Origin of the sequence: Stenotrophomonas sp. CFBP 13725 (genome assembly GCF_014841935.1) — a bacterium.
Classification (GTDB): Bacteria; Pseudomonadota; Gammaproteobacteria; order Xanthomonadales; family Xanthomonadaceae; genus Stenotrophomonas.
This window is the reverse complement of sequence record NZ_JACYUV010000006.1, coordinates 134,148-159,769: the sequence shown is the minus strand read 5'-3', so window position 1 is coordinate 159,769 and position 25,622 is coordinate 134,148. Positions and strand designations below refer to the sequence as shown.

Genomic DNA, 25,622 nt, shown 5'->3' with positions numbered 1-25,622 from the left:
TATTACTGAGCCTTGGCAGCCAGGCGCGCGGCCTTGGCCTGCGCAGCAGCAGCCAGATCTTCCTTGATGCGGGCAGCCTTGCCTTCCAGGCCACGCAGGTAGTACAGCTTACCGGCGCGGACCTTACCACGACGCTTCACTTCGACCGAGTCGATGATGGCGCTGTGGGTCTGGAAAACGCGCTCGACACCGTAGCCGTGCGAGATCTTGCGGACGGTGAATGCGGAGTTCAGGCCGCCGTTCTTGGTCGCGATGACAACGCCTTCATAGGCCTGCACGCGCTCGCGGTTGCCTTCCTTCACCTTCACGTTGACGACAACGGTGTCGCCCTGGCTGAACTTCGGCAGTTCACGGGTGATCTGGGCAGATTCGAAATCTGCGAGGATGGACTTGTTCAGCTTGCTCATTGGGTTACACCGATTCGTATGTTCGGGTGGGCGTGTCGATTGACAACGTAGGGCTCATGCAGTCACTGGACTGTGCTGCACGTTTGTTATGTGTAGTGCACGTCGGCGGTGAACGGCCGAGGTAATCCGCGATTCTAGCCCACTCCGGGGCCAGCGCGCTAGGGGTTTTGATCCGTTGGCGGGACCTGGCGGGCCAGCTCCTGCCTGCCCTGCTCCAGCAGCTTGCGATCCGCCTTGGACAAGGTGGCCTCGTCCAGCAGCTCCGGCCGCCGCTGTGCAGTGCGTACCAGCGACTGCTGGCGCCGCCAGGCAGCGATGGCCGCGTGATTGCCTGACCGCAGCACGTCCGGCACATTTCCCAGTGGATGCTGGGCCGGCTGGCTGAAATGCGGGCAATCGAGCAGGCCCAGTTCCCCTTCGAAGCTGTCCTGGGCGGCGGATTCGGCGTCGTTCAACGCCCCCTCCTGCAGCCGGGCAACCGCGTCGATGATCACGGCGGCACCGAGCTCGCCGCCCGACAGCACGTAGTCGCCGAGGGATATTTCCTCGTCGACCTCGCCCTGCAGGAAACGTTCGTCGATGCCTTCATAGCGGCCGCAGAGCAGGATCATCCGCGGCAACGCCGCCAGTTCCCGCACCTTGGACTGGGTCAGCGGCCGTCCCTGCGGGCTGAGGTAAATCAGCCGCGCCGGCGTCGGATCTGCCGCCCGCACCGCCGCCAGACACGCCTGCAACGGTTCGATCAACATCACCATGCCGGGGCCACCACCGAACGGACGGTCGTCCACCCGGCGGTAATTGCCTTCGGCGTAATCACGCGGATTCCAGCCATGCAGGCTGAAAAGCTGCTTTTCCTGTGCCCGTCCGACCACGCCCAGCCCAGCGGACTGGGCGAGGAATTCAGGGAACAACGTGATGACGTCGAACCGCATCAGAAGTCGGGATCCCAGTCGACCACGACGAGATTGGCGTCGAAGTCCACCGATTTGACGAACTCCGGCAGCACGAACGGAATCATCCGTTCACGGTCGCCGCGGGTGACCAGCACATCGTTGGAGCCGGTGGAAAACAGGTGCGACACCTGACCCAGCGACACGCCCTCGACGGTTTTCACGTCAAGGCCTTCCAGATCGACCCAGTAATACTCATCGGGCTTCGGCGGCGGCAGCGCACTGCGGGCCACGTAGACCTCGGTGCCACGCATCGCTTCGACCACATCGCGGTCGTCGACGTCGGGGAACCGTGCGATCAGATGCTTGCCGGTGTCGCGTCCGCGCACGCCGGTCAGCGTCGATTCCTGCCCCGAGGGGCTGCGCACGATCCACGGTTGGTAATTGAAAATGGCGGAACGTGGCTCGGTAAACGACTCGAGCTTTATTTCGCCGCGCACACCAAAAGCGCCGGCAACCCTGCCCAGCAGGATCCGGCGCTCGATATCTTTCATCTGCGTAGGCCAGACGGGCCGCGCGGGGCGCGGCCCTTCATGATCAGGCCGCAGCGGCCTGGGACTTGGACGCTTCCTTGATCAGGTTGCGCACCTTGTCGGTCGGCTGGGCGCCGTTCTTGACCCAATGGTCAACGCGGGCCAGGTCCAGCTCGATACGCTTCTCGGCGCCCTGGGCAACCGGGTTGTAGAAACCAACGCGCTCGATGTTGCGGCCATCACGGGCGCTACGGACGTCAGTCACGATGATGTGGTAGAAGGGACGCTTCTTGGCGCCGCCGCGGGTCAGTCGAATCTTGACCATGGTGTATTTTCCTATGTAACCCAGTCGCCAGGATGGCGCGGTAAGCCGGCGATTATAGCGGCAGCTTTCGTCCGCGCCAACCCCAGCGGACCTTTCCGGGCTGAATGGGCTGTCAGGCCGGAGGGCGGGACGGCACCGCCCGCTCGGCCAGTGATTGCCAGGCAACGGCGGCCATGACGCTCCGGGCACGCTCGGCCAAGGCGATGGAATCCGGCAACAGACGCCCATCAATGCCACCCAACGGCCAGATGCCGCTCGCGTTGCAGGCAAACGCCGCTGTGGCCGTGGCCAGTTCCGCCGCGTGATAGGCGCGCTGCACCTGAGGCCCCTGCCAATGCGCCTGCAGCAGTGCCTCGGCCGTACCGCGCAAGGCTGGCGCCTGCGGCCACACCAGCTGCTCGCCATCGAGGAATGCCACATTCCAGGTGGTGCCTTCACTGACCAGACCATCCGCGGTCAGGAACAGCGCATCGTCGAAGCCGCCTGCCATGGCATCGCGCCGCTGCTGGAACAGGCCGAACGTCCCCACGTGCTTCAGGGCCGGCAGCTCACGCTGATAGCCGATGCTGCGCACCGCGCGCACGGCGGCCAACTGCACCGGCGCCCCCACGGCCACCAGGACGTCCACCGGCACGGCAGCCAAAGGATCGCGGAAATCAAAGGCGCGGGAAAATACGGTGACCCGCATTGAAGCGTCCGCCATCTCCCCGTGTTCAACCGCATACGCCATCCAGCGCCGCACCTGCTGCGCCTCCAGCGTCGTGCCGAACAGCGTGCCGGTGGCCTGCACCAGTCGGTGCAGGTGCAGGTCCAATCCCTGCACCGCGCGATCGCGCACCTGCAGCGATGTGAAGTGGCCGTAATTGACCAGCGCGGCGGACAACGCGGCGGCGTCTGCCGGCTCACCGTTGCACCAGACCGCGCTCATCACCGGGCGATGATCAGCGGAACGGCAGGCCGCGGCCGCCCATGGCGCCCATCATGCCCTTCATGCTGCGCATCATGCCCTTCATGCCGCCGCCGGCCATCTTGCTCATCATCTTTTCCATCTGCATGTACTGCTTCATCAGCTTGTTCACGTCAGACGGCTGGGTGCCCGAGCCGCGCGCGATGCGGGCGCGGCGCGAACCGTTGAGCAGGCCCGGATTGCGGCGTTCTTTCTTGGTCATCGAGCCGATGATCGCGATCATCCGCGGCACTTCCTTGCCCTGGCTGACCTGCTGCTTCAGGTGCTCCGGGATCTGGCCCAGGCCCGGCAGCTTGTCCATCAGGCCGCCGATGCCGCCCATGTTCTGCATCTGCTCCAACTGGTCACGCATGTCGTTGAGGTCGAACTTCTTGCCCTTGGCGACCTTCTCGGCCAGCTTCTGGGCCTTGTCCTTGTCGACCTGCTGTTCAACCTGCTCCACCAGCGACAGCACGTCGCCCATGTCCAGGATGCGGCTGGCGATACGGTCGGGATGGAAGACATCCAGGCCGTCGGGCTTTTCGCTGACACCAACGAACTTGATCGGCTTGCCCGTGATGTGACGCACGCTCAGCGCGGCACCGCCACGCGCATCACCGTCGGTCTTGGTCAGCACCACGCCGGTCAGCGGCAGCGCATCGCCGAAGGCCTTCGCGGTATTGGCCGCATCCTGGCCGGTCATGGCATCGACCACGAACAGGGTTTCCGCCGGATTGACCGCTGCGTGCAGGGCCTTGATCTCGGCCATCATCGCTTCGTCGATCGCCAGTCGGCCGGCGGTATCGACAATCAGCACATCGACGAACGACTTGCGCGCATCGTCGATGGCCGCGCGGACGATCGCTTCCGGCTTCTGGTCGGCGCTGGACGGGAAGAACAGCACACCCACCTGGTCGGCCAGCGTCTTCAACTGCTCGATAGCGGCCGGACGGTAGACGTCGGCCGACACCACCATCACCTTTTTCTTGCGCTTTTCCTTCAGGTGCTTGGCCAGCTTGCCCACCGTGGTGGTCTTGCCCGCACCCTGCAGGCCGGCCATCAGGATGATCGCCGGCGCCGGCACATTGAGGTTCAGCTCGCTCGCTTCAGCGCCCATCACCGCGGTCAGCTCGTCGCGGACGACCTTGATCAGCGCCTGGCCCGGGGTCAGCGACTTCAACACTTCCTGGCCGACCGCGCGCTCCTTGATGCGCTCGATCAGGGCCTGCACGACCGGCAGGGCAACGTCCGCTTCCAACAGCGCGATGCGTACTTCGCGGGTAGCGTCGCGGATGTTTTCCTCGGTCAGGCGGCCACGGCCACGCAGGCGCTCGATGGTGCCGGAAAGGCGCTGGGTCAGGGACTCGAACATGCGATGCAACCTGTCTGGAACGGGGAACAATGAGGCATACAGTATAGCCGGTCCGGGAAACGGGACCGGTAGCGCCGGGCCGTGCTTGGGGGACTCTGTGCGGGATTGTGATGCCCGACGCGGGCCGCGCTTCGCGCTCGCCGACCATGGGTCGGCGCTACCGGGGTTCAGGGCCTCGGTGCCGCCGGCCCGGGTGCGACCGACGGGTCGTCGCTACTGTGCTGGGGGTGTGCGAAACTTCTACGATGACAATCGTTCTCATCGCTGCCCTGCTCTACCTGACCGCTTCCGTGATGCTGGTGCGCGCGGTCGGCAGCGATGCGCCCCGCCCCGGTCGCGGCTGGGTGTGGGCGGCGGTGCCGGCCACCTTGCTGCATGCGGGCTACCACGTGCAGGTGGCGCTGCAGAATGCCGGCGGTCCGGACATGCACTTCTTTGCCGCACTCTCACTGGTGGGCCTGGGCATGGCCGGCCTGACCTCGCTGGTCGGTGCGCGCGGGCGCATGGCGGCGCTCGGCGTGGTCGTGTTCCCCTTGGCCGCGCTGCTGCTGGCCGCGTATCACGGCTATGGACACGAACCAAGCCGGGAGCTGGGCTGGCGCTTGGCCAGCCATGCCTGGCTGGCCCTGCTGTCCTACGCCACGCTGAGCATCGCCGCCCTGCTGGCCATCATGCTGTGGCTGCAGGAACGCGCCTTGCGCCGCCGCGAGTTCCGCCCGTGGCTGCGCGCCCTGCCGCCGCTGGCCGATCTGGAATCACTGCTGTTCCGGGTGATCACCGTGGGCTTCGCCCTGCTGACCCTGACGCTGGTCACCGGCGTGCTGTTCGTCGATGACCTGCTGGCACAGAAGCTGGTGCACAAGACGGTGCTCAGCGTGCTCTCGTGGCTGGTCTTCGGTGTGCTGCTGATTGGCCGTCGCCGTTACGGCTGGCGTGGGCTGAAGGCCGTGCACTGGACCCTCAGCGCGATGCTGCTGCTGTTGCTGGCGTTCTTCGGCAGCCAGTTCGTGATCGAACTGGTATTCGGGCATACGACCCGGTAAAGCATCGGGCCGTATGCCCACGCATTCCTTACCGAGCGGCCGCGACACGCGATGACCCGGTAGCGCCGAGCCATGCTCGGCGGACACCCTCGCCGCACGCAAACCGCGAAGTGCGCCGCTGCGCTCGCCGAGCATGGCGCGGCGCTACCGCTACTGCGCAGCGGCTTCCAGCGCTTCGGACAGCCGCTCCACGGCGATCACTTCCATGCCCTTCACTGCCCCGCCCTTCGGCGCGTTCGCCTTGGGCACGATGGCGCGCTTGAAGCCGTGGGTCGCCGCTTCACGCAGGCGGTCTTCGCCATTGGGCACCGGACGGATCTCGCCGGACAACCCGACCTCACCGAAGGCGATGGTCTTTTCCGCCAGCGCGCGATCCTGCAGGGACGACAGCACCGCCAGCAGCACCGGCAGATCCGCCGCGGTTTCCTGCACGCGGATGCCGCCGACCACGTTGACGAACACGTCCTGGTCGCCCACCACCACGCCACCGTGGCGGTGCAGCACCGCCAGCAGCATCGCCAGCCGGTTCTGTTCCAGCCCCACCGCCACGCGGCGCGGATTGGACAGCGGGGAGGAGTCCACCAGTGCCTGCACCTCCACCAACAGCGGGCGGGTGCCCTCGCGGGTCACCATCACGCAGGAACCGGGCTGGCGCGTACTGCCGCCGGACAGGAAGATCGCCGACGGGTTGGAGACCTCTTTCAGGCCCTTGTCGCCCATCGCGAACACGCCCAGTTCGTTGACCGCGCCGAAGCGGTTCTTGAACGCCCGCAGCAGGCGGAAGCGGCTGCCGCTCTCGCCCTCGAAATACAACACCGCATCCACCATGTGCTCCAGCACGCGGGGCCCGGCGATGCCGCCCTCCTTGGTGACATGCCCGACCAGAAACACGGCCGTGCCCGTCTCTTTGGCAAAGCGCACCAGCCGCGCGGCGCTCTCGCGCACCTGGCTGACCGATCCCGGTGCGGCAGTCAGCGACTCGGTCCACAGCGTCTGGATCGAGTCGGCCACGATCAGCCGCGGCTTGGCCTTGCCGGCATGCTGCAGGATGGTTTCCACGCAGGTTTCGGCCAGCGCGTTCACGCCTTCCAGCGGCAGTTCCAGACGGTGCGCACGGCCGGCCACCTGTGCCAGCGATTCTTCGCCGGTGACATACAGCACCGGCAACTCGGCCGCCATCAATGCCACCGCCTGCAGCAGCAGAGTGGACTTGCCGATGCCGGGATCGCCACCGACCAGCACCACCGCACCTTCCACCAGGCCGCCGCCGAGCACGCGGTCGAACTCGCCGATACGGGTGCTGACCCGGATGTGGTCGGTCTGCGCCACGTCCTTCAGCGCGGTGACCTTCGGCGGGTCGATCTTGCCGGCCCAGCCACTGCGCCGTGACGCCGGTGCGCCGGCAGCGGCGGCGCTTTCCACGACGATCTCCGACAGCGTGTCCCAGGCCTTGCACTCGGTGCACTGACCCTGCCATTTGCTGTAGTCGGCGCCACATTCGCTGCAGACGTAGGCGGTACGGCTCTTGGCCATGATGATTCCGGTTGCGCGTTGGACGGCGAGCATAGCCGAGCGCCGTCGCAGGTGCTGCGACCGGGCGACCTGACCGTCACCTGACCCGTCGTGTGAGGCCGCGCTCAGGTTGAAGCCGGACCGGTCGATAAGATACGCGCCGCTTTGCCCGCACCCCCACGTTTCCCAAGGATTCCCCATGACTGGCAGCTACAGCCAGAGCCTCGTCCTGTTCTCGCTGCTGGTCGCGATCCTTGCGTCCTATACCGCGTTGGACATGGCCGGACGACTCGCGACAACCCAAGGGCGCGTGGCGCGCTGGTGGCTGGCCGGCGGGGCGACGGCAATGGGCCTGGGCATCTGGTCGATGCACTTCATCGGCATGCTCGCCTTCAAGCTGCCGATCCCGATCGGCTACGACCTGGCCATCACGTTCTATTCGCTGGCCGTGTCAGTGGGCGCTTCCGCATACGCGCTGTGGCTGGTCTCACGCCCCCTGCTGCCGACCCATCGCCTTGTCGCCGGCGCGGTGCTGCTGGGGCTGGGCATCGCGACCATGCATTACCTGGGCATGGCGGCGATGCGCATGCAGCCGGGCATCGACTACGACCCGCTGTGGTTCACCGCCTCCATCCTGATAGCCATCGGAGCCGCCGGTGCGGCGCTGTGGATCGCCTTCCGCCTGCGCGCCGAGCGGCGCAACACCCGCAGCCTGCGTGGTCTGGCCTCGCTGGTGATGGGCGTGGCCATCGTCGGCATGCATTACACCGGCATGGCCGCCGCGCGCTTCCCCGCCGACAGCCTGTGCGGCGCGGTGATCGATGGCGGCATCGATGCGCAGTGGCTGGCGGTGCTGGTGATCGTCACCACCCTGGGCACCATCGGCATTGCGCTGGTGGCCTCGCTGTTCGACCGGCAGATGCGCGAACGCACCGGCCTGCTGGCCGAGTCGCTGGAACGGGCCAATGACAAGCTGCTGCAGGCCGCCCTGCACGACCCGCTGACCCAGCTGCCGAACCGCTCGTTGCTGCAGGATCGCATCGAACAGTCCATCGAAAAGGCGCGCCGCCGCCACCATGGCGTCGCGGTGATGTTCTGCGACCTGGACGGCTTCAAGACCGTCAACGATGCCTACGGCCACCAGCTGGGTGACCGCCTGCTGGTGAAGGTAAGCCAGCGCATCGGTTCGTTGTTGCGACCGCAGGACACCCTGGCGCGCCTGGGCGGGGACGAGTTCGTGATCGTGCTGCCCGTCGACGAACCGGACGATGCGGTGGTGGTGGCAGAGCGGATCATTGCCGCAGTGGGCAAACCCTTCAGCATCGAGTCGGCCGAACTGCAGGTCACTGCCAGCCTGGGCATTGCGTTGTATCCCGACGATGCCAACGACGAGCGCCAGCTGATGGCCAATGCTGATGCGGCGATGTACCACACCAAACAAGGCGGACGGAACGGCTATACGTTCTTTACGCCATCGATGCAGGTCAGTGCGAACCGCCAGTTGCGGCTGCTGCAGGACCTGCGCCGCGCGACCGACCGCGGCGAACTGCTGCTGCACTACCAGCCGAAGTTCATGGCCTCCGGCGCACCGGCCGTGGGCGCCGAGGCCCTGCTGCGCTGGCAGCACCCGGAGCTGGGGATGCTGGGACCGGATGTCTTCATTCCTATCGCAGAGCGCAGCGGGCTGATCCTGCCGATCGGTGACTGGGTGCTGGACCAGGCCTGTGCGCAGCTGCGTGCGTGGCACGACGCCGGCCATCCGCACTGGACGATGGCAGTGAACCTCTCCCCGCTGCAGTTCGCCGCCCCCGGCCTGGTGGAAACGGTGAAAGAGACGCTGCAGAAGCACGGCCTGGAGGCGGACCGGCTGACGCTGGAGATCACCGAAACCACGGCGATGAAAAACGTGGAAACCAGCCTGCAGATCCTCAATGCGCTGACCAGGCTGGGCGTGCGGATCTCCATCGATGATTTCGGCACGGGGTATTCCAGCCTGCTGTACCTCAAGCGCATGCCCGCGACCGAACTGAAGATCGACCGCGCCTTCGTGCGCGACCTGGAGCAGAACGCGGAAGACGCGGCCATCGTGTCATCGATCGTGGCGCTGGGCCGTTCGCTGCAGCTGAAAGTGGTGGCCGAGGGCGTGGAGACGGCGGGCCAACGCGATTACCTGAGCAACCTGGGCTGCGACCAGTTGCAGGGCTATCACCTGGGCAGGCCGATGGCCGCCGAGGATTTCCTGCGCAAGGTGGGATGAGCCACCGGGCCGCTGCGCTCGCCGAGCATGGCTCGGCGCTACCGATGAACACACCAGGCACCATGCACGGTAGAGCCGACTTCAGTCGGCTGCTCGTCCCAAACCGATGAAGCCCATCACCCAAAGCAAAAGGCCACCCCGAGGGGTGGCCTTTCGCGTTCTGCGGCAACGTCGACTGGACGTCAGTGCATCATGTGCACGTTCATGTTGTGCATGACCCACAGGGTGCCGGCGACGATGATGCCGATCACCACGACGGTGAACACCGCCGCGTTGACGTTCCAGCGGCTCTCCGACGAGCGGTCCAGGTGCAGGAAGAACACCAGGTGGACCAGCATCTGCAGGACCGCAGATACGGCAATCACCACACCGCTGACGGTGCGCGAGAAGTCACCCGACATCACCACCCAGAACGGGATGACGGTCAGGATCACCGCCAGCACGAAGCCGATCAGGTACGACTTGACGCTGCCGTGGCTCTCGCCGCCGGTGCCATGCGCGTGGTCGTGTGCGTTGTCATGTGCCATTACAGCGCTCCGTTGAGGTAGACGACCGAGAACACGCCGATCCAGATCAGATCCAGGAAGTGCCAGAACAGGCTCAGGCACGCCAGGCGGGTCTTGTTGGTCGGGGTCAGGCCGTTCTGCTTGACCTGGATGAACATGACCAGCAGCCACAACAGGCCCGCGCTCACGTGCAGGCCGTGGGTACCGACCAGGGCGAAGAACGCCGACAGGAAGGCACTGCGGTCCGGGCCGTAGCCCTGATGGATCAGGTGGTTGAACTCCCACACTTCCATGCACATGAAGCCGAAGCCCAGCAGCCAGGTGATGCCCAGCCACAGGTACAGCTGACCGACCTTGTTCTTGTGCATGGCGATCATGCCCAGGCCGAAGGTCAGCGAGGAGGTCAGCAGCAGCGCGGTTTCCCACGCGACGAACGGCAGCTCGAACAGATCACCCGGGCCGGGGCCGCCGTCGGTACCACCGACCAGCACCACGTAGGTGGCGAACAGCGAAGCGAAGATGAGGCAATCGCTCATCAGGTACACCCAGAAACCGAAGACGGTGTTGCCGCCGGTGTCGTGGTGCTCGTGGTCGTCATGGCCATGGGCCGCCGCGTGTGCGGCGTGCCCGTGGTTCACGGTAGGGGTATGGGTGCTCATGCCTTCAGCTCCGACTTCACCAGACCCTGGGCAACCAGGTGCTTGCGGTGTTCGTTTTCAATGCGCTCCACCTCGGCAGCCGGGACCCAGTAGTCCACGTCCTTGTCGAAGGTGCGGTAGATGAACGTGCCGATCATGCCGACCAGTCCGATGATCGCCAGCCACCAGATGTGCCAGATCATCGCAAAGCCGAACACCATGCTGAAGGCACCGATGACCACGCCCGTGCCGGTGTTGCGCGGCATGTGGATGTCGGTGTACTTGGCCGGCTTCGGCCAGGCTTCACCGCGCTGCTTGCGGGCCCAGAAATCGTCCAGCTCGGTGACCTGCGGCAGCGTACCGAAGTTGTAGAAGGCCGGCGGCGAAGAGGTTTCCCACTCCAACGTACGGGCATCCCACGGATCGCCGGTCAGGTCCATGTTCTTCTTGCGGTCGCGGACCGAGATGAAGATCTGGATGACTTGGCACAGGATGCCGGCACCGACGATGAAGGCACCGCCCGCAGCGATCAGCAGCAGCGGCTCGTAGGCCGGGTTGACCGTGCTCTGCAGGCGACGGGTCATGCCCATGAAGCCCAGCACGTACATCGGCATGAAGGTCACATAGAAGCCGATGAACCAGCACCAGAACGCACACTTGCCCCAGAACTCGTTGAGCTTGTAGCCGAACATCTTCGGCCACCAGTAGGTGATGCCGGCGAACATGCCGAACACCACGCCGCCGATGATGACGTTATGGAAGTGGGCGATCAGGAACAGGCTGTTGTGCAGCACGAAGTCGATGGCCGGGATCGCCAGCATCACGCCGGTCATGCCGCCGATGACGAAGGTGATCATGAAGCCGATGGTCCACAACACCGGAGTGGTGAAGTGCACGCGACCGCGGAACATGGTGAACAGCCAGTTGAAGATCTTCACACCGGTGGGAATGGAGATGATCATCGTCGTTATGCCGAAGAAGGCATTGACGTTGGCACCCGAGCCCATGGTGAAGAAGTGGTGCAGCCACACGATGAAGGACAGCACGCCGATGGCGGCCGTGGCGTACACCATGCCCTTGTAGCCGAACAACGCCTTGCGCGAGAACGTGGCGATCACTTCGGAGAACACGCCGAAGGCCGGCAGCACCAGGATATAGACTTCCGGGTGACCCCAGATCCAGATCAGGTTGATGTACAGCATGGCGTTGCCGCCACCGTCATTGGTGAAGAAATGCGTGCCCAGGTAACGGTCCAGGGTCAGCAGCACCAAGGTGATGGTCAGCACCGGGAAGGCGGCGACGATCAGGATGTTGGTGATCAGCGCCGTCCAGGTGAAGATCGGCATCTGCATCAGCTTCATGCTGGGCGTACGCATCTTCAGGATGGTAATGAAGAAGTTGATGCCGCTCAGCGTGGTGCCCAGGCCTGCGACCTGTAGACCCCATATGTAGTAGTCCATGCCGACGCTTGGACTGTACTCGATGCCGGACAAAGGCGGGAACGCCAGCCAGCCGGTAGCGGCGAACTCGCCGATCCACAGCGACAGCATGATCAGCACCGCACCGGACACGAACAGCCAGAAGCTGAGCGAGTTCACGAACGGGAACGCGACGTCGCGCGCACCGATCTGCAGCGGCACGGCCAGGTTCATCAGGCCGGTGATCAGCGGCATCGCCACGAAGAAGATCATGATCACGCCGTGGGCGGTGAAGATCTGGTCGTAGTGATGCGGCGGCAGGTAGCCCTCGGACCCGCCGACGGCGAGCGCCTGCTGGGTACGCATCATGATCGCGTCGGAGAAACCACGCAGCAGCATGACGAAGGCGACGATGAGGTACATCACGCCGATCTTCTTGTGATCCACCGAGGTGAACCACTCCTTCCACAGATAGCCCCACAGCTTGAACTTGGTGATCAGGGCGACAACGCCCAGACCGCCAAGCATCGCGCCGATCAACGTCGTCAGGACGATCGGATCGTGGGGGATCGACTCAATAGAGAGCTTACCCAGCATGTTCATTCTCCCGAGCCCTCGTGGCCGGCGTGGCCCGCGTGCTCGTGTTCGTTGGTGTTGGCGTCGAGGTTCTCGCCAGACGCCTTGGACTCGTGGTCGTCCATGGGGGCGTGGCCCTCATGCTCTTCCTGCGTGCCCGCATCGGCTGCAGCGGCACCCGGGTGCGCGTGCTTCATGCCGTAGTGCTTGTTATCGCCCATGTGCTTGGCGATGACCCAGTCGAACAGGCCTTCTTCCACCTGACCGTAGTAGGTGACCGGATGCCAGTCCGAATTGCGCTCTTCGCCCAGCGCCTTGAACGTGTCCTTGTTCAGGCTGTTGCCCTGCTCGGCACGCACTTGGTCCACCCATGCACGGTATTCCGGCTCGGTGACCGAATGGGCCGTGAAGTGCATCTTGGCAAAGCCCGCGCCGCTGTAGTGCGAGGACATGCCCGGGAACTCACCGGTCTCGTTGGCGATCAGGTGGAGCTTGGTCTCCATCGCAGCCATCGAGTAGATCATGCTGCCCAGGTGCGGAATGAAGAACGCATTCATCACCGTATCGGACGTGATCTTGAAGTTCAGCGGGGTATCGACCGGGAACTTGATCTCGTTGACCACGGCGATCTTTTCTTCCGGATAGACGAACAGCCACTTCCAATCGAGCGAGATCGCCTCGATGACGACCGGCTTGACGTCCGATTCAATCGGGCGATACGGGTCCAGCGCGTGCGAGGAGCGCCAGGTCAGCACGGCCAGCACCAGCACGATCATGCAGGGGATCGACCAGACCACCACTTCGATCGCGGTGGAATGCGACCAGTTCGGCTCGTAACGGGCCTTGGTGTTGGAAGCGCGGTACTTCCAGGCGAACGTCAGGGTCATGATGATGACCGGGACGACGACCAGCAGCATCAACACGACAGCCGTGATCAGCAGGGTCTTCTCATCCTGGCCGATCTGGCCCTTCGGATTCAGGATGGCCGTGTTGCAGCCGGTGAGAAACACCGCCAGTGCGAACAGCAGGCCCGGACGCAAACAGCGTCCAAGGGTTTTCAACGGAATCATCGGTCGATCCAATTGCGAGGGAATGCCACCCCGCCCTGCCCAGTCCGGCAAAAGCCGGCCCGACCTGCCAAGGATCGACGGGTTCGGAGAACGGGGGAGAGTCAGCCTTTCAAGTTTAGGCCGTCACCGACCATTTAAGAAAGCCATTGACATTGATCTGACGCAGAATTCGACGTTTTCGGCATGCGACACGTTGTCGCAGCGTCGTTTTTTGGGGCATTCAGCCGGGTTGGACGAGAGGAGCCACACGGCACCCTACCCGCAACCTCCATCCCCTGCAACGGAAAAAAAACGGCGGATCGGGAAGACCCCATGCAACGCCCAGCCCCGAACCGGGTAGCCGCCGCACCATCCGCCGTGCCCGAACAAGGAGGGCAAAAGGCAATGACCGCTCCCTGACGGAAGCGAAACGGCCATTGCCGGCTGGAGGAGCTGCTTCCAGCACACCCATCCTGTCTATCGGCGACACAGGCGTACATGAGGAAAGTTGCGAAGTGCGCTGGGAACTGTCCGGAACGGCATTTCCCGATGGCGGCGAGTTGGCTCAGCCGAGCAGAGTCTCTACACCGCAGACAAGGCCCACGGACAGTGCAGCGCTGGACAGCCCACCGCTATAGTGCAATAGTTGCACCGCTTTCGATGTATCAATCGTATGGCGGCACCTAGCGATGCCTACCGTCGCCAGACTTGGCAGCTGCACCATCACCATGTACGCCGCCGACCATCCACCGCCCCACTTCCACGTACGAACGCGCGATGGTCGCGAAGCGTTGATGGTCATCCAGGGTCTGGCGTTACTTTCCGGTCACGTTTCTCGACGTGAGTTGACTGAAGCAGTCATCTGGGCCGAGAGCAACATCCAATTGCTTGCGGCGCGTTGGCGAGAACTCAATCCATGAAACAGACGCATTTCAGCCTCAGGCACGTGGCAACAAGGGATGGCTGCAAGCTGCATCTCGCTTATGCCGATGGATTCGAAGCGGTGGTCGACCTCGCCGATGTCATTGAACGCCACCCTACACTTCAGCGTCTGCGCGCTCGTCGCGTTTTCCAGCGTGCGGCGTTGGACGAGTGGAAACTGGGCGTCGTCTTCGACGCGGACGACCAGCTCAGCCTGCCGAGTGATACCCTGCGCGCCCTTGCCGTTGAGCAGGCGGGGGGCTTTTCCCACCAACAGATCATCACTTGGATGGCGCGTCACAGGATGTCGCTGGACGCCGCTGCCGACGCGCTCGGGATCAGCCGACGCATGCTCGCCTACTACCGTAGCGGTCAGAAGCCTGTACCCCGCTCAATCGGGCTCGCGATGATCGGTTGGGAGGTCGTCGACGTACGCGGCGTGCAGGACGCGCTGCAGTACAACGCAGCGTGATTTTGACTGCGCGTGAAAAAAGGCGCAGCAAGCGCGATGCCCTGCGTGGCAGACCATGGCGGCGCGCCTCAGGCAATGCGCCGCGTGCGGCTCACCCCATCACCATCGACAGCACCCACGTGCACACACATATATAAGCCAGCAGTCCTAGGCTGATGGCCAGCGTGGTGCGCATGATCGCCGACTCCTGCCCCACCAGCTTCACCGCAGCGGCCGCGATGGCGATGGACTGCGGGGATACCAGCTTGGCCATCACCCCGCCCGCCGTGTTGGCCGCCACCAGCAGGGCCTCCGGCACACCGATCTGGGTCGCGGTGACCGCCTGCAGGTGCGCGAACAGCGTATTGCTGTTCACCACCGAGCCGGTGATGAACACGCCCATCCAGCCGATCACCGGCGACAGCAGCGGGAAAATGCCCCCGGTCTGTGCCAACGCCAGGCCGATGGTGGACGAGGCACCGGAGTAATTGGTGATGTAGGCCACCGCCATCACCAGCGACACCGTGGCCAGCGGTTTCCACATCTCACGCCCGGTCTGCGCCAGCTCCTCACGGGCCATGCGCACACTCAACCGCGGCGACAGCAGCACCGTCAGCAGGGCGGCAATCAGGATGGCGGTGCCCGACGCATTGATCCAGCCGACGTTCCATACCGCCGGCAGCGTATGCACCTGGCTGACCAGCGGCGGAAGTTCCTGCACGCGCTCGTGCAGCAGGCCGATGGGCAGGTGCAGAACCGATCCACTCAAGGCGCCACCGGCGGCGAACAACGCCTTGAAGGCCGGCAGGCTCCACAGCAGGATGGCGGCGGTCAGGATGTAGAACGGTGACCACGCCAGCAGCACGTCCTTCAACTGGTAACGCTGCGTCGTGCCCGCGGGAGAGCCCTCCTCGCGGTAGATGCGCTTGGGGCGCCAGAACTGCATGAAAGCGGCCAGCCCGGCCATCGCCGCCAGCGGCCCAAGGATATCCACCAGCTCCGGCCCCAACAGATACAGCGTGAGGGTCTGCACCCCGCTGAACACCGCGCCGACAAACAGCAGCACCGGCCAGGTGTCGCGCACGCCGCGCCATCCATCCAGCATCGCCACCAGAATGACCGGCGTCAGCAGAGCGATCACCTGCACCAGCGCGATCAGCATCAACGACATCGCGTCCAGGCTGACGCCGCCCTGCTGCGCGCCCACCAGCACCGGAATACCAATGGCCCCGTATGCGCCGGCTGCCCCGTTGGCCAGCAGGCACAGCATGGCCGCCTTCAACGGCCGGAAACCCAATTCCACCAGCAGCGCCGCACAGATGGCGATCGGCACGCCAAAACCCGCCGCCCCCTCGAGAAAACCGCCAAAACAAAATGCGATCAGCAACACCTGGATGCGCTGGTCCTCGGATATCGTCGCGATGCTGCCGCGGATGACCTCGAACTTGCCACTGCGGATGGCCAGTTTGTACAGCCACACCGCCATCAGCACGATGAAACTGATCGGGAAGACGCCGTTGGCGATGCCCAGCAGCGCCGCGCCGGCGATGGCGCCGGCCGGCATGCCGAACACCAGCAGAGATACCGCCGCAGAAACCACTACCGCCAGAACGGCCGCAGTGAGACCTTTCAATTTGAAGACCGTCAGGGCCAGCAGGAACACCAGCACCGGCAGCGCCGCCAGGATCGCGGACAGATTGGCATTACCCAGCGGATCGTAGTTCTGCTGCCACATGGTTCCTGCTCCCCGTTATAGATCCCATCACGAGCGGCGGTGCATCGCACCTGAGCCCACGCTACGCCTTGGTTACCCGGTTGGGGCACTCGGACCCGGCCGCGAAATGCACCAGATTGCCCAGCGTGGTCTCTGCGATTTCCTGCAGCGCCTCGGCGGTGAAGAAGCCCTGGTGACCGGTCACCAGCACATTGGGGAACGTCATCAGCCGCTGGAAGACATCGTCGTCGATGATTTCGCCGGAGCGGTCCTGGAAGAACAACGCGCTTTCCTGCTCGTAGACATCGATGGCCAGGTGGCCCAGATGGTGCGATTTCAGCGCCCGGATCACCGCATCGGTATCCACCAGCCCGCCGCGCGACGTATTGACCAGCATCGCACCAGGCTTCATCCGCGCCAGCGAGGCCTCATCGATCATGTGCTGGGTCTGCGCCGTCAGCGGGCAGTGCAGCGAAACGATGTCCGACCGGGCCAGCAGTTCATCCAGCGGCACGGTGCTGCCCAGCGCATCGAATTCAGGCGACGGGTACGGGTCGTGACCCAGCACCGTGCAGCCCATGCCATGCAGGATGCGCGCCGTCGCCAGCCCGATCTTGCCGGTGCCCACGATGCCGACCGTCTTGCCGTGCAGCGTCCGACCCAGCAGCCCATCCAGCATGAAGTTTCCCTCGCGCACCCGGTTATAGGCGCGGTGGGTCTGCCGGTTGAGCGTCATGATCAGCGCGAGCGTGTGCTCAGCGACCGCCTCAGGCGAATAGGCCGGCACGCGGGCAACGAAGAAACCCAGCTGCTCGGCGGCGGCCAGATCCACATTGTTGAAGCCGGCACACCGCAGCACCACCGCGCGCACGCCCAATGCATGCAGAGCCTTCAGCACAGGCGCATCCAGGCGATCATTGACGAACACACAGACCGCATCGCAGTCCTGTGCCAGGGCCGCGGTATGGGCGTCCAGGGTGGCATCGAAGTAAATGAACTCGAAGCCATCTGCTGCGTAGCCTTGCTGGTTGCAGGCATCCAGCGAGCGGCGATCGTACGGGCGGGCACTGAAGACGGCGATTTTCATGCAGGACTTCCCTTCCCGGAACATGGGCGGACTGTAGCACCCGCGAATGCCGCGCCGCATTGCGTTGGGTCAATGCGCAAGCGGGGGTTGGACCCTGCCGATCAAGGGCCACCGCTGCGGTGGACCGGCCTCCCCCGGTGGCCTAGTATCTTTTTTATTGCGCGGCGTGATGGAGGAAAGTGCGTGGAAAGCTTTGAACGATTCAACGGCCGCCGCAGTGGCTCCGGCAAAGAAGTCGCGATCCTGTCACATGGTTTTGGTACCGACCAGACCGCGTGGACGGCGCTGCGTCCGTGGTTCGACGAACGCTTCGATGTCATTTCCTTCGACCTGGCCGGCTGCGGCCCGCGCGGTGCGGACACCTACGACTTCGAACGGCACGGCTCCATTTTCGGCTACGCCGATGACCTGCTCGACATCATCGACGACCTGGGCATCCAGAACTGCACCTACATCAGCCATTCGATGAGCGGCATGATCGGTGCTGCCGCGTCGGTCGCCCGGCCGGAGGTGTTCCAGCGCATGGTGATGATCGGCGCCTCGCCGCGTTATCTCGACGACGAGGGCTATACCGGTGGTTTCAAACCGGCAGATCTGGAAAACCTGTTTGAAAGCATGAGCGCCAATTACCAGGCGTGGGTCGCCGGTTTCGCGCCGATGGTGGTCGGTGTGGACAATTCCGAGGTCATCGCGGATTTCTCCAACGCGCTGTTCCGGATGCGCCCCGACATCGCGCTCAACACCTCGCGCACCATTTTCACTTCGGACGTGCGTGGCGTAGCCGCCCAGATCTCCACGCCGGTGCATCTGATCCAGACGGAGATCGACGTCGCCGTGCCCGTGCAGGTGGGCGAATGGCTGGCACAGGCCATCAACGGCGCCACACTGGATGTGATCGCGGCATCGGGTCATCTGCCGCACATGACGGCAGCCGACGAAGTGCAGAAAATCCTCGAACACCGCCTCGGCAAGACAGTCGCGTGACCACCACCGACAGCGAGGCACTCGCCAGCCTGTGCCACTTCGCCCAACTCGCCTCAGGGGCGGATCTGGTGATGGCGGTGGAAGTTGAATCGAATGGACGCGCCGCCTGGACGGCCTCGTCCCCCGCGTTACCGGTAGCCGGCTTCAACCTCGCGCGAAGCGGGCTCTTTGAAGCACCCTGGAGTGGGCACGCCGTGGAGGCGAGCGCATTCCGCCTGCCGACCGCCATCGTGCACGCCCTGGGCGGACCGGCACGGCAGCTGTTGTTCGTCCCGACGCCAACCCGTGATGCGCCGCTGAGTGGTGTGCTGCTGCTGTGGCGCAGTCCGCAACCGGCCGGATCCATGACCGCGCAGGTGCCATTGCTGGCCAAAGGCGTGGCCCGGCTGCTGTCCGCGCGGCGGGAGAGCGCGCGCGAGGTGATCGTGCAGAATCAGTTCATCGACCTGGTGGAGAGTGTTCCCGCCGGCATCGTGCTGATCGATGGCGATGGCATGGGCTCGGTGATCAACGAGCACGCTGCCAGCCTGCTGGGCTGCGCCCCGGGCCGTCTTCGTGCCGCGGATCTGCTCAGCCCCATGCGCGCCCTGCGCGAGCGCTGCGACAACCACGCCGAGCTGGAACAGGCATATGCCGCACAGGTGGGCAACGTCAACTTTGCCGCGAAGATCAATTGGACACTGGGCGAACGCACGTTTGAAGTGGACACCCACCCGGTGCGGGGAAACGGTGAGTACGGGCGCATCTGGTTGTTCACTGATGTCACCGCCGATCTGCTGATGGCCGCCGAGCTGCGGCGCCTCGCCTCATCGGATCCGTTGACCGGTGTGCCCAATCGCCGCCATTTCGAAGAACGCTCCGCCCAGATCATCGCAGCGCGTGAGGCGAGCGGACGCACCGTGGCAGTGCTGATGGTGGACGTGGATCATTTCAAGAAGATCAACGACACCCACGGCCATCCCGTGGGCGACCAGGTATTGAAGGTGGTCGCCAAACGCTGCCGGGAAGCCCTGCGCGAGCGCGACCTGTTCGCGCGTTTCGGCGGTGAGGAGTTCATCGCCCTGCTGGCCGCGCCTGCGATCGACGAAGTACCGGCGACCGCCGAGCGGCTGCGCAGCGCCATTGCGTCGGCGCCGATCAATGTCGACGGCGTCCGCATCGATGTGACGGTGAGTGTGGGCGGCGCGCTGGGCGAAGCCCTGCCCGGTGGCGATCAGAGCCTACTGGAGGGACTGACCGCGCGCGCCGACGAGGCGCTGTATCGCGCCAAGGCAGAGGGGCGGAACCGGGTCAGCATGGCCAGCTGAACCAAGCTGATCCGTTCACTTCCGGGGCCGGCGCCGTGGCTTGAAACCACGCCGGCCGGTCGCCATCACTGAGCCGCGCCCGCGGTTGGGCGCTCTCAGGAGAAATGCATGCCGCACCATGAAAAAGTCGCCCTCGCCGGCGTCATCGAGCACGTTTTTGCCCATCGCTTCACCTTCATTGCCGACGACCAGGCGTACCTGGCCGATCTGGGACCGAAGGGCGCGGAGGCCTTCACGCTGGAGGAAGGCTTGGCGATACGACTGGAAGGCGAACAACGGCCATCGGAAATCAAAGTAACCCGCATTGGCAAAAAAGGCGGACGCTTTGTCGAGGTCGAACACAAGAAGCCACATCACGGCCCGAAGCACCACCAGCCGGATGGAAAGGCCGATCCGCATGCTGCGCTGGCTGCAGTGGAAAAGGCGGGGTGGACGGTGGGCAGTGATCCGGATCGTAAGCCCAAGCACTTCGAGATCGTGGCTGAGCGCGGGGATGGCGTGTGGATGGAACTGCACGTTGATTTTGCCGGCACGATCTATAAGGAAAAGCGCGCGGATTCGGACAAGTGGGATCTTCCTGCCTGATGCGTAGGTAAGTTGATGAACGAAGGCTCCGGGCGACCGGAGCCTTTTTGCTGGGTGTCGCAGGACGCCTGCTCGGGTAGGCGCGCTGGGCCTATCAGCCGAACGGGTGGGACTGGGATGCGCGGAGGCGGCGGCGTCGAGGGTTGGCGGCTTCTGCCCCTATCGGATGCTGGCCTAAGCGCCCTACTTCGCAATTTTCCTCATGGACGCGCGTACTTGGCGCTGCGCACGATGGTGATGCTGGTGCCACGGGGCATCGGCCGGGATTGGCATCCTGATAGCAAGTCAACCAGTAGCTCTGTTCTGCCCTCCGGGGCACGGCGGAGAATGCACTGCATCGTCTACCGGTTACACGGCGGGCGGTGTGTGGGGATCCCTGATCCGCCGGTTATGGTTTGCTTGCCCGGTATGCCAACCCGCATCGCCTGCCACCCTGCGCTGCCGCGCGGGTGGCCTCACTGCGAGGTTGCCGCAATGCCTATCGACCATCCGCCGGGTTCACCGCGCATGACCGCCCTGCTGGGAGATCACATCCACACGTTGCCGCCCTACCTCGTCGAGAGGCTGGAACGATGCCTGGCGCATTGGGAGCAGGAGCAGCCTGCCCGCGTGCGAGCGACCCATCTGGCCTTGGTGCCGGATCTGCCAGCGAACCGGCCTGAGCGGTTTGATGAGCTTGAGCGATCGGGCCACGTGGCCGTGCCCCTGCGGGTTCTGGAAGCGGTGGATGCGGTGCTGGAGATACTGCATGCCGAACACATCGCGCGGCGCGATGGGGATACGGCGTCGCTGCTGGGGGAGCATTTGGTGGAAGGTCTGTTGGTTGCAGGGAGGGAGATGATCAAGGGGCCCGTGGGTAGGGAGTTCAGGGGGCGGTGATGCGGATGATCCCATTCTAATCACTCGTAACCTCGAATACCTCCGAGTACCAAAAAGCACTTGGATCCCTGAATCTCTTTGATATTTTAGGGACTTCTAGACGTTTGAGCTCAGGCAACGGAATCAGATAGCGACGAAAAAGTGAAATGAATTCGAGCGCATCGTCAAACGTAAGCTCGTCCCTGTCAACGACGGCGTATATAGCTCGCCCTTGGCCAAACACTTCAGACACCGATCCAATATCTTTCAACCATGTGAAGAAATACAGCTCATCCTGCGCAGAATAAAATAGAACATCAGCCATCTCTATTTCCAGAGGACCTTGGTCACTCATCGTCTTTTCCCTCCCGGATAAAACTTCTCGTAATCTCTATTGGGATCCTGTAGGGCCCAGGTGACGCGGTTGCGCCAACCGAAGAATGCGGGCGGCACCATCCCGGCACTTCAGACTCTCAACTTGACATGCCGCCTACGGCTCAAACGGTGATCGGCACTTGATCACTACGGCACGTATACCATGACAATCTCATAGCGGTAGCCATCATCAACTTCATACACGTGCACCTGAAGCACTAGATCGCTTCTCCCTTCTTCCTCCGTGTACAGATCGATTAGAACGTCCCAGAAATCCCCGTACCAAATGCAAACAGAAGAGTCCCAAGACTCCTCGGGCAGACTCTTAAGGTTCGCCCCATAGGCTCGAACGCTCTCCTGCGCATCTTTCCATGTTTCCTGAGCTTGAAGGGTGACCTTCGGCAGAAGTAGCTCTTCCTCTTTAACCAGAGCATCAACAATGGCCACCAACGTAGGCCGCCAGACAGTAGGCACAGGGAACTCAACTTCTTCGCCCTTACTTACAGCCCCATCATTCATAGCCAATCCCTCGAATGCAATTCTTGCGGAACTCCATGCGAACCTCTTAGTGGTCAAGCCCCGTTTTCGGGCTGCTATCGGGATGATGCTTGATATAGCACTCCGCGAAAATAATATTGCCATTCGACGCCCTGCCGCCTCGGGCACCCCGACATTATCCGATAGACGGCATAAAACAGAGCCTTGACTGAGGCGACGTTTTTCGCCCTGTTCGAAGCGACAACCCGGCCGCTGGGGTGGCGGCACGTAGAGCACCCGATGAAATCCGCTGATGAGGTATTCAATCTTAAGGACATCGTCACCCATGATTGCAGCGCTGGTTGCACTCAGTACTTCATCGCCTGTCATCGGCCTGGGTCTCCGAGGCATTGGTACTGGATCACCATCTGTCGGCTGCCACAATTGCCCAACCCGCGGTGAGAGAGACAAGTCATAGGGCCTTGCAGATTCGCGTTGCAGCCACAGCAAGCAACAGCGGGAATGGTTCTTTCAGGTCGGCGCTCATGGTCCAAGCGAAACTGTAGAGGTGGCCTTAGCTCGCTGCCTTTCGGGCGGCTGACAGAAAGGCGAACGTCGCCAAGAAGTGGATCACCGGGAACAGGGCCACGTAGATGTCGAACCCAGGGCCAAGGCGCAGACGATGGGGAACGAACCCCAAGCCAAAAGCGGCCAGACCGGAAAGAACGACGATGCCAGTAAGTGTGGTCCTGACTTGGACGCTGAACGCATCGAGGTACATGGCGAGGAACCACAATGCGCCGAACACGCCATACATGAGGATTTCTTGATCCTTCGTGTAAAGGAAAATCTGGGCGAGGTAGAGTGCCAGCGACACCAGCAAGGAAATGGAAGCCAACGCTTTCATGGCTGCTGGGCTCTCCGGGTAATCTCCTCTGCGCTCTGCGACCACACTCCCCTGGATTGGTTGTTCTTGGGATCGAAGGCGCGTTGCAGGAAGGAGTCGCCTTCCCCGTACGTATCGATGTTCTGCGCGCCGTTCTGACCGGGCTGAACCATTCGCATCACAATTCCCCAGGTGGCAGCATGATCGCCAGTCGTAACATTGAGAACGGCGCTGGCGCCATCTTGTAGGGGCACCTGATACGACATCACGTTGTCCTGCCCCGTGAGCCTGCTGATCGCGTTGTTGGCGTTTACGTCGATCTTATTGCCCTGCAAGGTGGCGTGCTGGTTCTGCATGGGCGTTGGGTTGTTGACCAACTGATTGTTCAGGCGTTGACCGTATGCGGCATCGCCACTTCCGGCAGCATCAGTGAAGCGGCAAGCGTGATGAAAGGTGGAATCAGTCGGACTGATGTTCGCGGGGAAACCTTCGGGCCTAGGGAAGTTCATGGTCGGAAGGTTTCCGCCAGTCGGCACTAACTGACAGGTGTTGCCGGCACATTTGATGTCGCGGCCATCAGGGTCCACGAACTTGTAAGGGTTGTTCGCCGCATAAGAGTAGCGATTGAAGCTTGCAACCGTATTGGGGTTGGCCTTCACCGGATCGGTCGATGCGTGAGCGGTAGCCGCTGCCAACGTCATCGACAGTACACTAAACGTCAAGATTACGCGCATCACGAACCTCCTTGGCTCTGTGTTTTCATGTTGTTGAAGTGCTGTAGGTAGCGCTGCCTTTCCGCCGGCCCCCATTGGCGCCACCCCAAGGCCTCGGCCTTTTCGTACCAAGCCAAATTTTGCTTACTGTAATCCAGATACTCGGCGCGTAGCTCCAACGGTATCTGCTCGGCCTCCGGATACTTGGCCCTGAAGCGCTGTTCGATGAGCATGTAATAGGCATCCCCACGGAAGGTCATAGCGTTGACATCCTTGGGATTGGCCGCAAGGATCAAGTCGCTTGCTGCCAGCATGCGTTCGGCCTGCTTCCTCTCCCGGTAGTGGGGCAATAGGGAAGCGGTTGCGAACAGGGCCACCGTTTCCCGCTGCGAGAAAGGGAGTAGGAACGTGTCGTTGCGCGTCGCCTCGGACGGAATGCTCATGGCCTGTTCGTAGCCACTATCCGGATGGAACAAGGCGCTTGTGGCCTCAAAGTTCGTCCACTGGCCCTGTTCTTCATCGCCGTATTTGACGATCAAGTGATACGGTGCCGTGGTCATGGTCAACGGCAACCCCAGCCGCTGGCCGATGACCAAGAAGGCGATCGGCCAAGATGCTAGCGGTTACTGCAATTGGTCGGCACGGATACGCATCATCCACAGTTGGCTGCAATTGAGCTAAGGCGCACAACGACTCGAGACAAAGCCCTTCTCTACCAACAGGTTCCGACCCGCCACAAACAAAACGTCCCGACCAAGGCGTGGGCTTTTTTTGAATCTGGTACCGGAAATAGGGATCGAACCTACGACCTACGCAATGCCAGTCACAAGCTACTGCCAAGAGGCTCGTTTGAATAAGAAAGTGTGCCGAACAGAAGAATCAAACTTACTCATTCAATCGCTACGAAGGAGTATTCATTTGCTGGAAACTGCCAAGAAGTTGGAGCAGCCTCTTCTGGCATGGTCAAGAGAAGCGCTCCAGGCACGTCCGAAGCCACGGCTGAGAAGGTCCGGCCATGGGCGAATTGCAAACGAATACCGCAATCAACGATCAGCCCTCCGCCTTGCCAACGAACAATCTCAGCCCGGACAACAACAAGGACTTCCGGAAACTGCAAATTTTCCCATTCGCACATTGATTCGACAGCGGCTCCGGCCAGCACTTCGACATTTATCGTTCCAAAATCGTCCCATCCCTGAGCAACGGCACTAGAAGATGTCAATTCAAGGTACACATCAGGATCAAAAATCAAGATCACCTGCCAAGCCGATCTGGCTGTCTGCATCTTGGGAACTTTGCATGCAAGAAGCCGGCGCCCTCGGAGCAAAGCTGCCAACTTACCCAGCTCCACTCCTTGCAATTGCAGCGGCAAATAGTGCCCACCGTCGGGACGTTGTTCGATCGTAGTGTAGGGTTTCATGTGGCTTACCACCATTGGCAGGGATGTCGATACTTTTTCCACCGGAGCTTTTCGTCTGGCGACTAAAAATGCCATTCTCCCCGATTTGTGCCCCAGGGGGAGCACGGTCCCCTCGAACCGCAGGCCTTGTATCCCCGGCGAGCGTCTTGAGATCGTCTTCGTATTTCCCGGTGCCGCCGAACTCCGGCTTTAGGTTGCCGCTTGTATGCCGCGTGCCACTCTTATTTCCTCCTGCCAGAGCGCTGCTCTGATCACCAACCAGACCCGTTGGCATTGAATGCCGGCGAGGTTGCTGCCGATGTACTGCGGAAAGCCGGGGCGGGGAAGCCTTGAGCTTGAGAGAGGCCTTGGGCTTCCAGGAAGTTCCGCGTC

At 62.9% G+C, this 25,622-nt stretch carries 27 protein-coding genes; 8 read left to right on the top strand and 19 right to left on the bottom strand.

The genetic code is table 11. The features are described 5' to 3' along the window. Positions 1 to 2: 2 nt before the first annotated feature. The 6 genes from rplS to ffh all read right to left on the bottom strand — a co-directional run bounded on the left by rplS (position 3) and on the right by ffh (position 4,473). Positions 3 to 407, bottom strand: a complete 405-nt coding sequence (rplS, locus tag IFT65_RS12600) for a 50S ribosomal protein L19 (RefSeq protein ID WP_188326554.1) — start codon at positions 405 to 407, stop codon at positions 3 to 5. A gap of 158 nt (positions 408 to 565) precedes the next feature. Further along, entirely contained in the window at positions 566 to 1,339 is a 774-nt protein-coding gene (gene trmD, locus IFT65_RS12595; RefSeq protein ID WP_192081714.1) for a tRNA (guanosine(37)-N1)-methyltransferase TrmD, read from the bottom strand. Then, positions 1,339 to 1,851, bottom strand: coding sequence for a ribosome maturation factor RimM (gene rimM / locus IFT65_RS12590; RefSeq protein WP_188326552.1), 513 nt, complete (start codon positions 1,849 to 1,851; stop codon positions 1,339 to 1,341). Before rimM ends, trmD begins: the two co-directional genes overlap by 1 nt. 43 nt (positions 1,852 to 1,894) lie before the next feature. Continuing rightward, positions 1,895 to 2,155 (bottom strand): 30S ribosomal protein S16, encoded by a 261-nt coding sequence (rpsP, locus tag IFT65_RS12585; protein ID WP_188326551.1) that lies wholly within the window; start codon positions 2,153 to 2,155, stop codon positions 1,895 to 1,897. Positions 2,156 to 2,267: 112 nt separating this feature from the next. After that, positions 2,268 to 3,083, bottom strand: coding sequence for an aminotransferase class IV (locus IFT65_RS12580; protein WP_192081713.1), 816 nt, complete (start codon positions 3,081 to 3,083; stop codon positions 2,268 to 2,270). Positions 3,084 to 3,096: 13 nt separating this feature from the next. Continuing rightward, positions 3,097 to 4,473: a signal recognition particle protein gene (gene ffh / locus IFT65_RS12575; protein WP_188326549.1), complete on the bottom strand. Its 1,377-nt coding sequence runs from the start codon at positions 4,471 to 4,473 to the stop codon at positions 3,097 to 3,099. Between the two features lie 245 nt (positions 4,474 to 4,718). On the opposite strand from ffh, the gene ccsA reads away from it, so the two are divergent. Continuing rightward, on the top strand, positions 4,719 to 5,516 hold the full coding sequence (gene ccsA, locus IFT65_RS12570) for a cytochrome c biogenesis protein CcsA (protein WP_188326548.1): 798 nt from the start codon (positions 4,719 to 4,721) through the stop codon (positions 5,514 to 5,516). A 150-nt stretch (positions 5,517 to 5,666) separates the two neighbouring features. Here the strand turns inward: ccsA and radA are convergent, their stop codons facing one another. Beyond that, positions 5,667 to 7,049, bottom strand: a complete 1,383-nt coding sequence (gene radA, locus IFT65_RS12565; RefSeq protein ID WP_188326547.1) for a DNA repair protein RadA — start codon at positions 7,047 to 7,049, stop codon at positions 5,667 to 5,669. A gap of 178 nt (positions 7,050 to 7,227) precedes the next feature. On the opposite strand from radA, the gene IFT65_RS12560 reads away from it, so the two are divergent. Next, the gene (locus IFT65_RS12560) at positions 7,228 to 9,285 is read left to right on the top strand and encodes a bifunctional diguanylate cyclase/phosphodiesterase (protein WP_192081712.1); all 2,058 of its coding nucleotides are present in this window, start codon (positions 7,228 to 7,230) and stop codon (positions 9,283 to 9,285) included. 182 nt (positions 9,286 to 9,467) lie between these two features. Here the strand turns inward: IFT65_RS12560 and cyoD are convergent, their stop codons facing one another. From cyoD to cyoA, 4 genes are read right to left on the bottom strand one after another with little or no spacing between them, the layout of a single operon-like run. Next, positions 9,468 to 9,812: a cytochrome o ubiquinol oxidase subunit IV gene (cyoD, locus tag IFT65_RS12555; protein ID WP_188326545.1), complete on the bottom strand. Its 345-nt coding sequence runs from the start codon at positions 9,810 to 9,812 to the stop codon at positions 9,468 to 9,470. Further along, positions 9,812 to 10,450: a cytochrome o ubiquinol oxidase subunit III gene (cyoC, locus tag IFT65_RS12550; RefSeq protein WP_188326544.1), complete on the bottom strand. Its 639-nt coding sequence runs from the start codon at positions 10,448 to 10,450 to the stop codon at positions 9,812 to 9,814. The genes cyoD and cyoC overlap by 1 nt, the downstream gene beginning before the upstream one ends. Continuing rightward, positions 10,447 to 12,444 carry a cytochrome o ubiquinol oxidase subunit I gene (gene cyoB / locus IFT65_RS12545; RefSeq protein ID WP_188326543.1) on the bottom strand — a complete coding sequence of 666 codons (1,998 nt, stop codon included), beginning with the start codon at positions 12,442 to 12,444 and terminating at the stop codon, positions 10,447 to 10,449. The genes cyoC and cyoB overlap by 4 nt, the downstream gene beginning before the upstream one ends. A gap of 2 nt (positions 12,445 to 12,446) precedes the next feature. Beyond that, positions 12,447 to 13,493, bottom strand: a complete 1,047-nt coding sequence (cyoA, locus tag IFT65_RS12540; RefSeq protein ID WP_192081711.1) for a ubiquinol oxidase subunit II — start codon at positions 13,491 to 13,493, stop codon at positions 12,447 to 12,449. Between the two features lie 668 nt (positions 13,494 to 14,161). Here cyoA and IFT65_RS12535 point away from each other — a divergent pair. Next, the gene (locus IFT65_RS12535; RefSeq protein ID WP_197974116.1) at positions 14,162 to 14,392 is read left to right on the top strand and encodes a DUF4160 domain-containing protein; all 231 of its coding nucleotides are present in this window, start codon (positions 14,162 to 14,164) and stop codon (positions 14,390 to 14,392) included. Next, on the top strand, positions 14,389 to 14,865 hold the full coding sequence (locus tag IFT65_RS12530) for a DUF2442 domain-containing protein (RefSeq protein WP_192081710.1): 477 nt from the start codon (positions 14,389 to 14,391) through the stop codon (positions 14,863 to 14,865). Before IFT65_RS12535 ends, IFT65_RS12530 begins: the two co-directional genes overlap by 4 nt. A 91-nt stretch (positions 14,866 to 14,956) precedes the next feature. Here the strand turns inward: IFT65_RS12530 and IFT65_RS12525 are convergent, their stop codons facing one another. Further along, a complete protein-coding gene (locus tag IFT65_RS12525; protein ID WP_192081709.1) occupies positions 14,957 to 16,579 on the bottom strand; it encodes a lactate permease LctP family transporter in 1,623 nt (540 codons plus the stop codon). A gap of 61 nt (positions 16,580 to 16,640) precedes the next feature. Then, complete coding sequence (locus IFT65_RS12520) at positions 16,641 to 17,645, bottom strand: 2-hydroxyacid dehydrogenase (protein WP_192081708.1); 1,005 nt, start codon at positions 17,643 to 17,645, stop codon at positions 16,641 to 16,643. A 183-nt stretch (positions 17,646 to 17,828) separates the two neighbouring features. On the opposite strand from IFT65_RS12520, the gene IFT65_RS12515 reads away from it, so the two are divergent. From IFT65_RS12515 to IFT65_RS12500, 4 genes are all read left to right on the top strand, one after another. Continuing rightward, positions 17,829 to 18,629 carry an alpha/beta hydrolase gene (locus tag IFT65_RS12515; protein ID WP_342365884.1) on the top strand — a complete coding sequence of 267 codons (801 nt, stop codon included), beginning with the start codon at positions 17,829 to 17,831 and terminating at the stop codon, positions 18,627 to 18,629. Continuing rightward, a complete protein-coding gene (locus tag IFT65_RS12510) occupies positions 18,626 to 19,936 on the top strand; it encodes a diguanylate cyclase (RefSeq protein WP_192081707.1) in 1,311 nt (436 codons plus the stop codon). The genes IFT65_RS12515 and IFT65_RS12510 overlap by 4 nt, the downstream gene beginning before the upstream one ends. A 108-nt stretch (positions 19,937 to 20,044) precedes the next feature. Next, entirely contained in the window at positions 20,045 to 20,521 is a 477-nt protein-coding gene (locus IFT65_RS12505) for a hypothetical protein (RefSeq protein ID WP_192081706.1), read from the top strand. 507 nt (positions 20,522 to 21,028) lie between these two features. Continuing rightward, the gene (locus IFT65_RS12500; RefSeq protein ID WP_192081705.1) at positions 21,029 to 21,400 is read left to right on the top strand and encodes a hypothetical protein; all 372 of its coding nucleotides are present in this window, start codon (positions 21,029 to 21,031) and stop codon (positions 21,398 to 21,400) included. A gap of 16 nt (positions 21,401 to 21,416) precedes the next feature. On the opposite strand, the gene IFT65_RS12495 is transcribed toward IFT65_RS12500, so the two are convergent. The 6 genes from IFT65_RS12495 to IFT65_RS12470 all read right to left on the bottom strand — a co-directional run bounded on the left by IFT65_RS12495 (position 21,417) and on the right by IFT65_RS12470 (position 25,250). After that, entirely contained in the window at positions 21,417 to 21,734 is a 318-nt protein-coding gene (locus IFT65_RS12495; RefSeq protein WP_192081704.1) for a hypothetical protein, read from the bottom strand. A gap of 167 nt (positions 21,735 to 21,901) precedes the next feature. Next, positions 21,902 to 22,621: a hypothetical protein gene (locus IFT65_RS12490; RefSeq protein WP_192081703.1), complete on the bottom strand. Its 720-nt coding sequence runs from the start codon at positions 22,619 to 22,621 to the stop codon at positions 21,902 to 21,904. A 184-nt stretch (positions 22,622 to 22,805) separates the two neighbouring features. Then, on the bottom strand, positions 22,806 to 23,138 hold the full coding sequence (locus IFT65_RS12485; RefSeq protein WP_192081702.1) for a hypothetical protein: 333 nt from the start codon (positions 23,136 to 23,138) through the stop codon (positions 22,806 to 22,808). Further along, positions 23,135 to 23,851: a hypothetical protein gene (locus IFT65_RS12480; RefSeq protein WP_192081701.1), complete on the bottom strand. Its 717-nt coding sequence runs from the start codon at positions 23,849 to 23,851 to the stop codon at positions 23,135 to 23,137. Before IFT65_RS12480 ends, IFT65_RS12485 begins: the two co-directional genes overlap by 4 nt. Then, positions 23,851 to 24,426, bottom strand: a complete 576-nt coding sequence (locus tag IFT65_RS18730; RefSeq protein WP_249405150.1) for a hypothetical protein — start codon at positions 24,424 to 24,426, stop codon at positions 23,851 to 23,853. Before IFT65_RS18730 ends, IFT65_RS12480 begins: the two co-directional genes overlap by 1 nt. Before the next feature lie 293 nt (positions 24,427 to 24,719). Then, positions 24,720 to 25,250 (bottom strand): hypothetical protein, encoded by a 531-nt coding sequence (locus tag IFT65_RS12470; RefSeq protein ID WP_192081700.1) that lies wholly within the window; start codon positions 25,248 to 25,250, stop codon positions 24,720 to 24,722. Positions 25,251 to 25,622 lie beyond the last annotated feature (372 nt).

Bases quoted from the DNA above. Each gene is read 5' to 3' on its own strand.
- rpsP (WP_188326551.1), bottom strand. From the start codon at position 2,155: ATGGTCAAGATTCGACTGACCCGCGGCGGCGCCAAGAAGCGTCCCTTC.
- IFT65_RS12520 (WP_192081708.1), bottom strand. From the start codon at position 17,645: ATGAAAATCGCCGTCTTCAGTGCCCGCCCGTACGATCGCCGCTCGCTG.
- IFT65_RS12495 (WP_192081704.1), bottom strand. From the start codon at position 21,734: ATGAGTGACCAAGGTCCTCTGGAAATAGAGATGGCTGATGTTCTATTT.
- IFT65_RS12490 (WP_192081703.1), bottom strand. From the start codon at position 22,621: ATGACAGGCGATGAAGTACTGAGTGCAACCAGCGCTGCAATCATGGGT.
- IFT65_RS12470 (WP_192081700.1), bottom strand. From the start codon at position 25,250: ATGAAACCCTACACTACGATCGAACAACGTCCCGACGGTGGGCACTAT.
- trmD (WP_192081714.1), bottom strand. From the start codon at position 1,339: ATGCGGTTCGACGTCATCACGTTGTTCCCTGAATTCCTCGCCCAGTCC.
- ffh (WP_188326549.1), bottom strand. From the start codon at position 4,473: ATGTTCGAGTCCCTGACCCAGCGCCTTTCCGGCACCATCGAGCGCCTG.
- IFT65_RS12560 (WP_192081712.1), top strand. From the start codon at position 7,228: ATGACTGGCAGCTACAGCCAGAGCCTCGTCCTGTTCTCGCTGCTGGTC.
- IFT65_RS12535 (WP_197974116.1), top strand. From the start codon at position 14,162: ATGCCTACCGTCGCCAGACTTGGCAGCTGCACCATCACCATGTACGCC.
- IFT65_RS12580 (WP_192081713.1), bottom strand. From the start codon at position 3,083: ATGAGCGCGGTCTGGTGCAACGGTGAGCCGGCAGACGCCGCCGCGTTG.
- cyoA (WP_192081711.1), bottom strand. From the start codon at position 13,493: ATGATTCCGTTGAAAACCCTTGGACGCTGTTTGCGTCCGGGCCTGCTG.
- radA (WP_188326547.1), bottom strand. From the start codon at position 7,049: ATGGCCAAGAGCCGTACCGCCTACGTCTGCAGCGAATGTGGCGCCGAC.
- cyoC (WP_188326544.1), bottom strand. From the start codon at position 10,450: ATGAGCACCCATACCCCTACCGTGAACCACGGGCACGCCGCACACGCG.
- IFT65_RS12500 (WP_192081705.1), top strand. From the start codon at position 21,029: ATGACCGCCCTGCTGGGAGATCACATCCACACGTTGCCGCCCTACCTC.
- rimM (WP_188326552.1), bottom strand. From the start codon at position 1,851: ATGAAAGATATCGAGCGCCGGATCCTGCTGGGCAGGGTTGCCGGCGCT.
- rplS (WP_188326554.1), bottom strand. From the start codon at position 407: ATGAGCAAGCTGAACAAGTCCATCCTCGCAGATTTCGAATCTGCCCAG.
- cyoD (WP_188326545.1), bottom strand. From the start codon at position 9,812: ATGGCACATGACAACGCACACGACCACGCGCATGGCACCGGCGGCGAG.
- IFT65_RS12505 (WP_192081706.1), top strand. From the start codon at position 20,045: ATGCCGCACCATGAAAAAGTCGCCCTCGCCGGCGTCATCGAGCACGTT.
- ccsA (WP_188326548.1), top strand. From the start codon at position 4,719: ATGACAATCGTTCTCATCGCTGCCCTGCTCTACCTGACCGCTTCCGTG.
- IFT65_RS12530 (WP_192081710.1), top strand. From the start codon at position 14,389: ATGAAACAGACGCATTTCAGCCTCAGGCACGTGGCAACAAGGGATGGC.
- IFT65_RS12525 (WP_192081709.1), bottom strand. From the start codon at position 16,579: ATGTGGCAGCAGAACTACGATCCGCTGGGTAATGCCAATCTGTCCGCG.
- IFT65_RS12485 (WP_192081702.1), bottom strand. From the start codon at position 23,138: ATGAAAGCGTTGGCTTCCATTTCCTTGCTGGTGTCGCTGGCACTCTAC.
- cyoB (WP_188326543.1), bottom strand. From the start codon at position 12,444: ATGCTGGGTAAGCTCTCTATTGAGTCGATCCCCCACGATCCGATCGTC.
- IFT65_RS12480 (WP_192081701.1), bottom strand. From the start codon at position 23,851: ATGCGCGTAATCTTGACGTTTAGTGTACTGTCGATGACGTTGGCAGCG.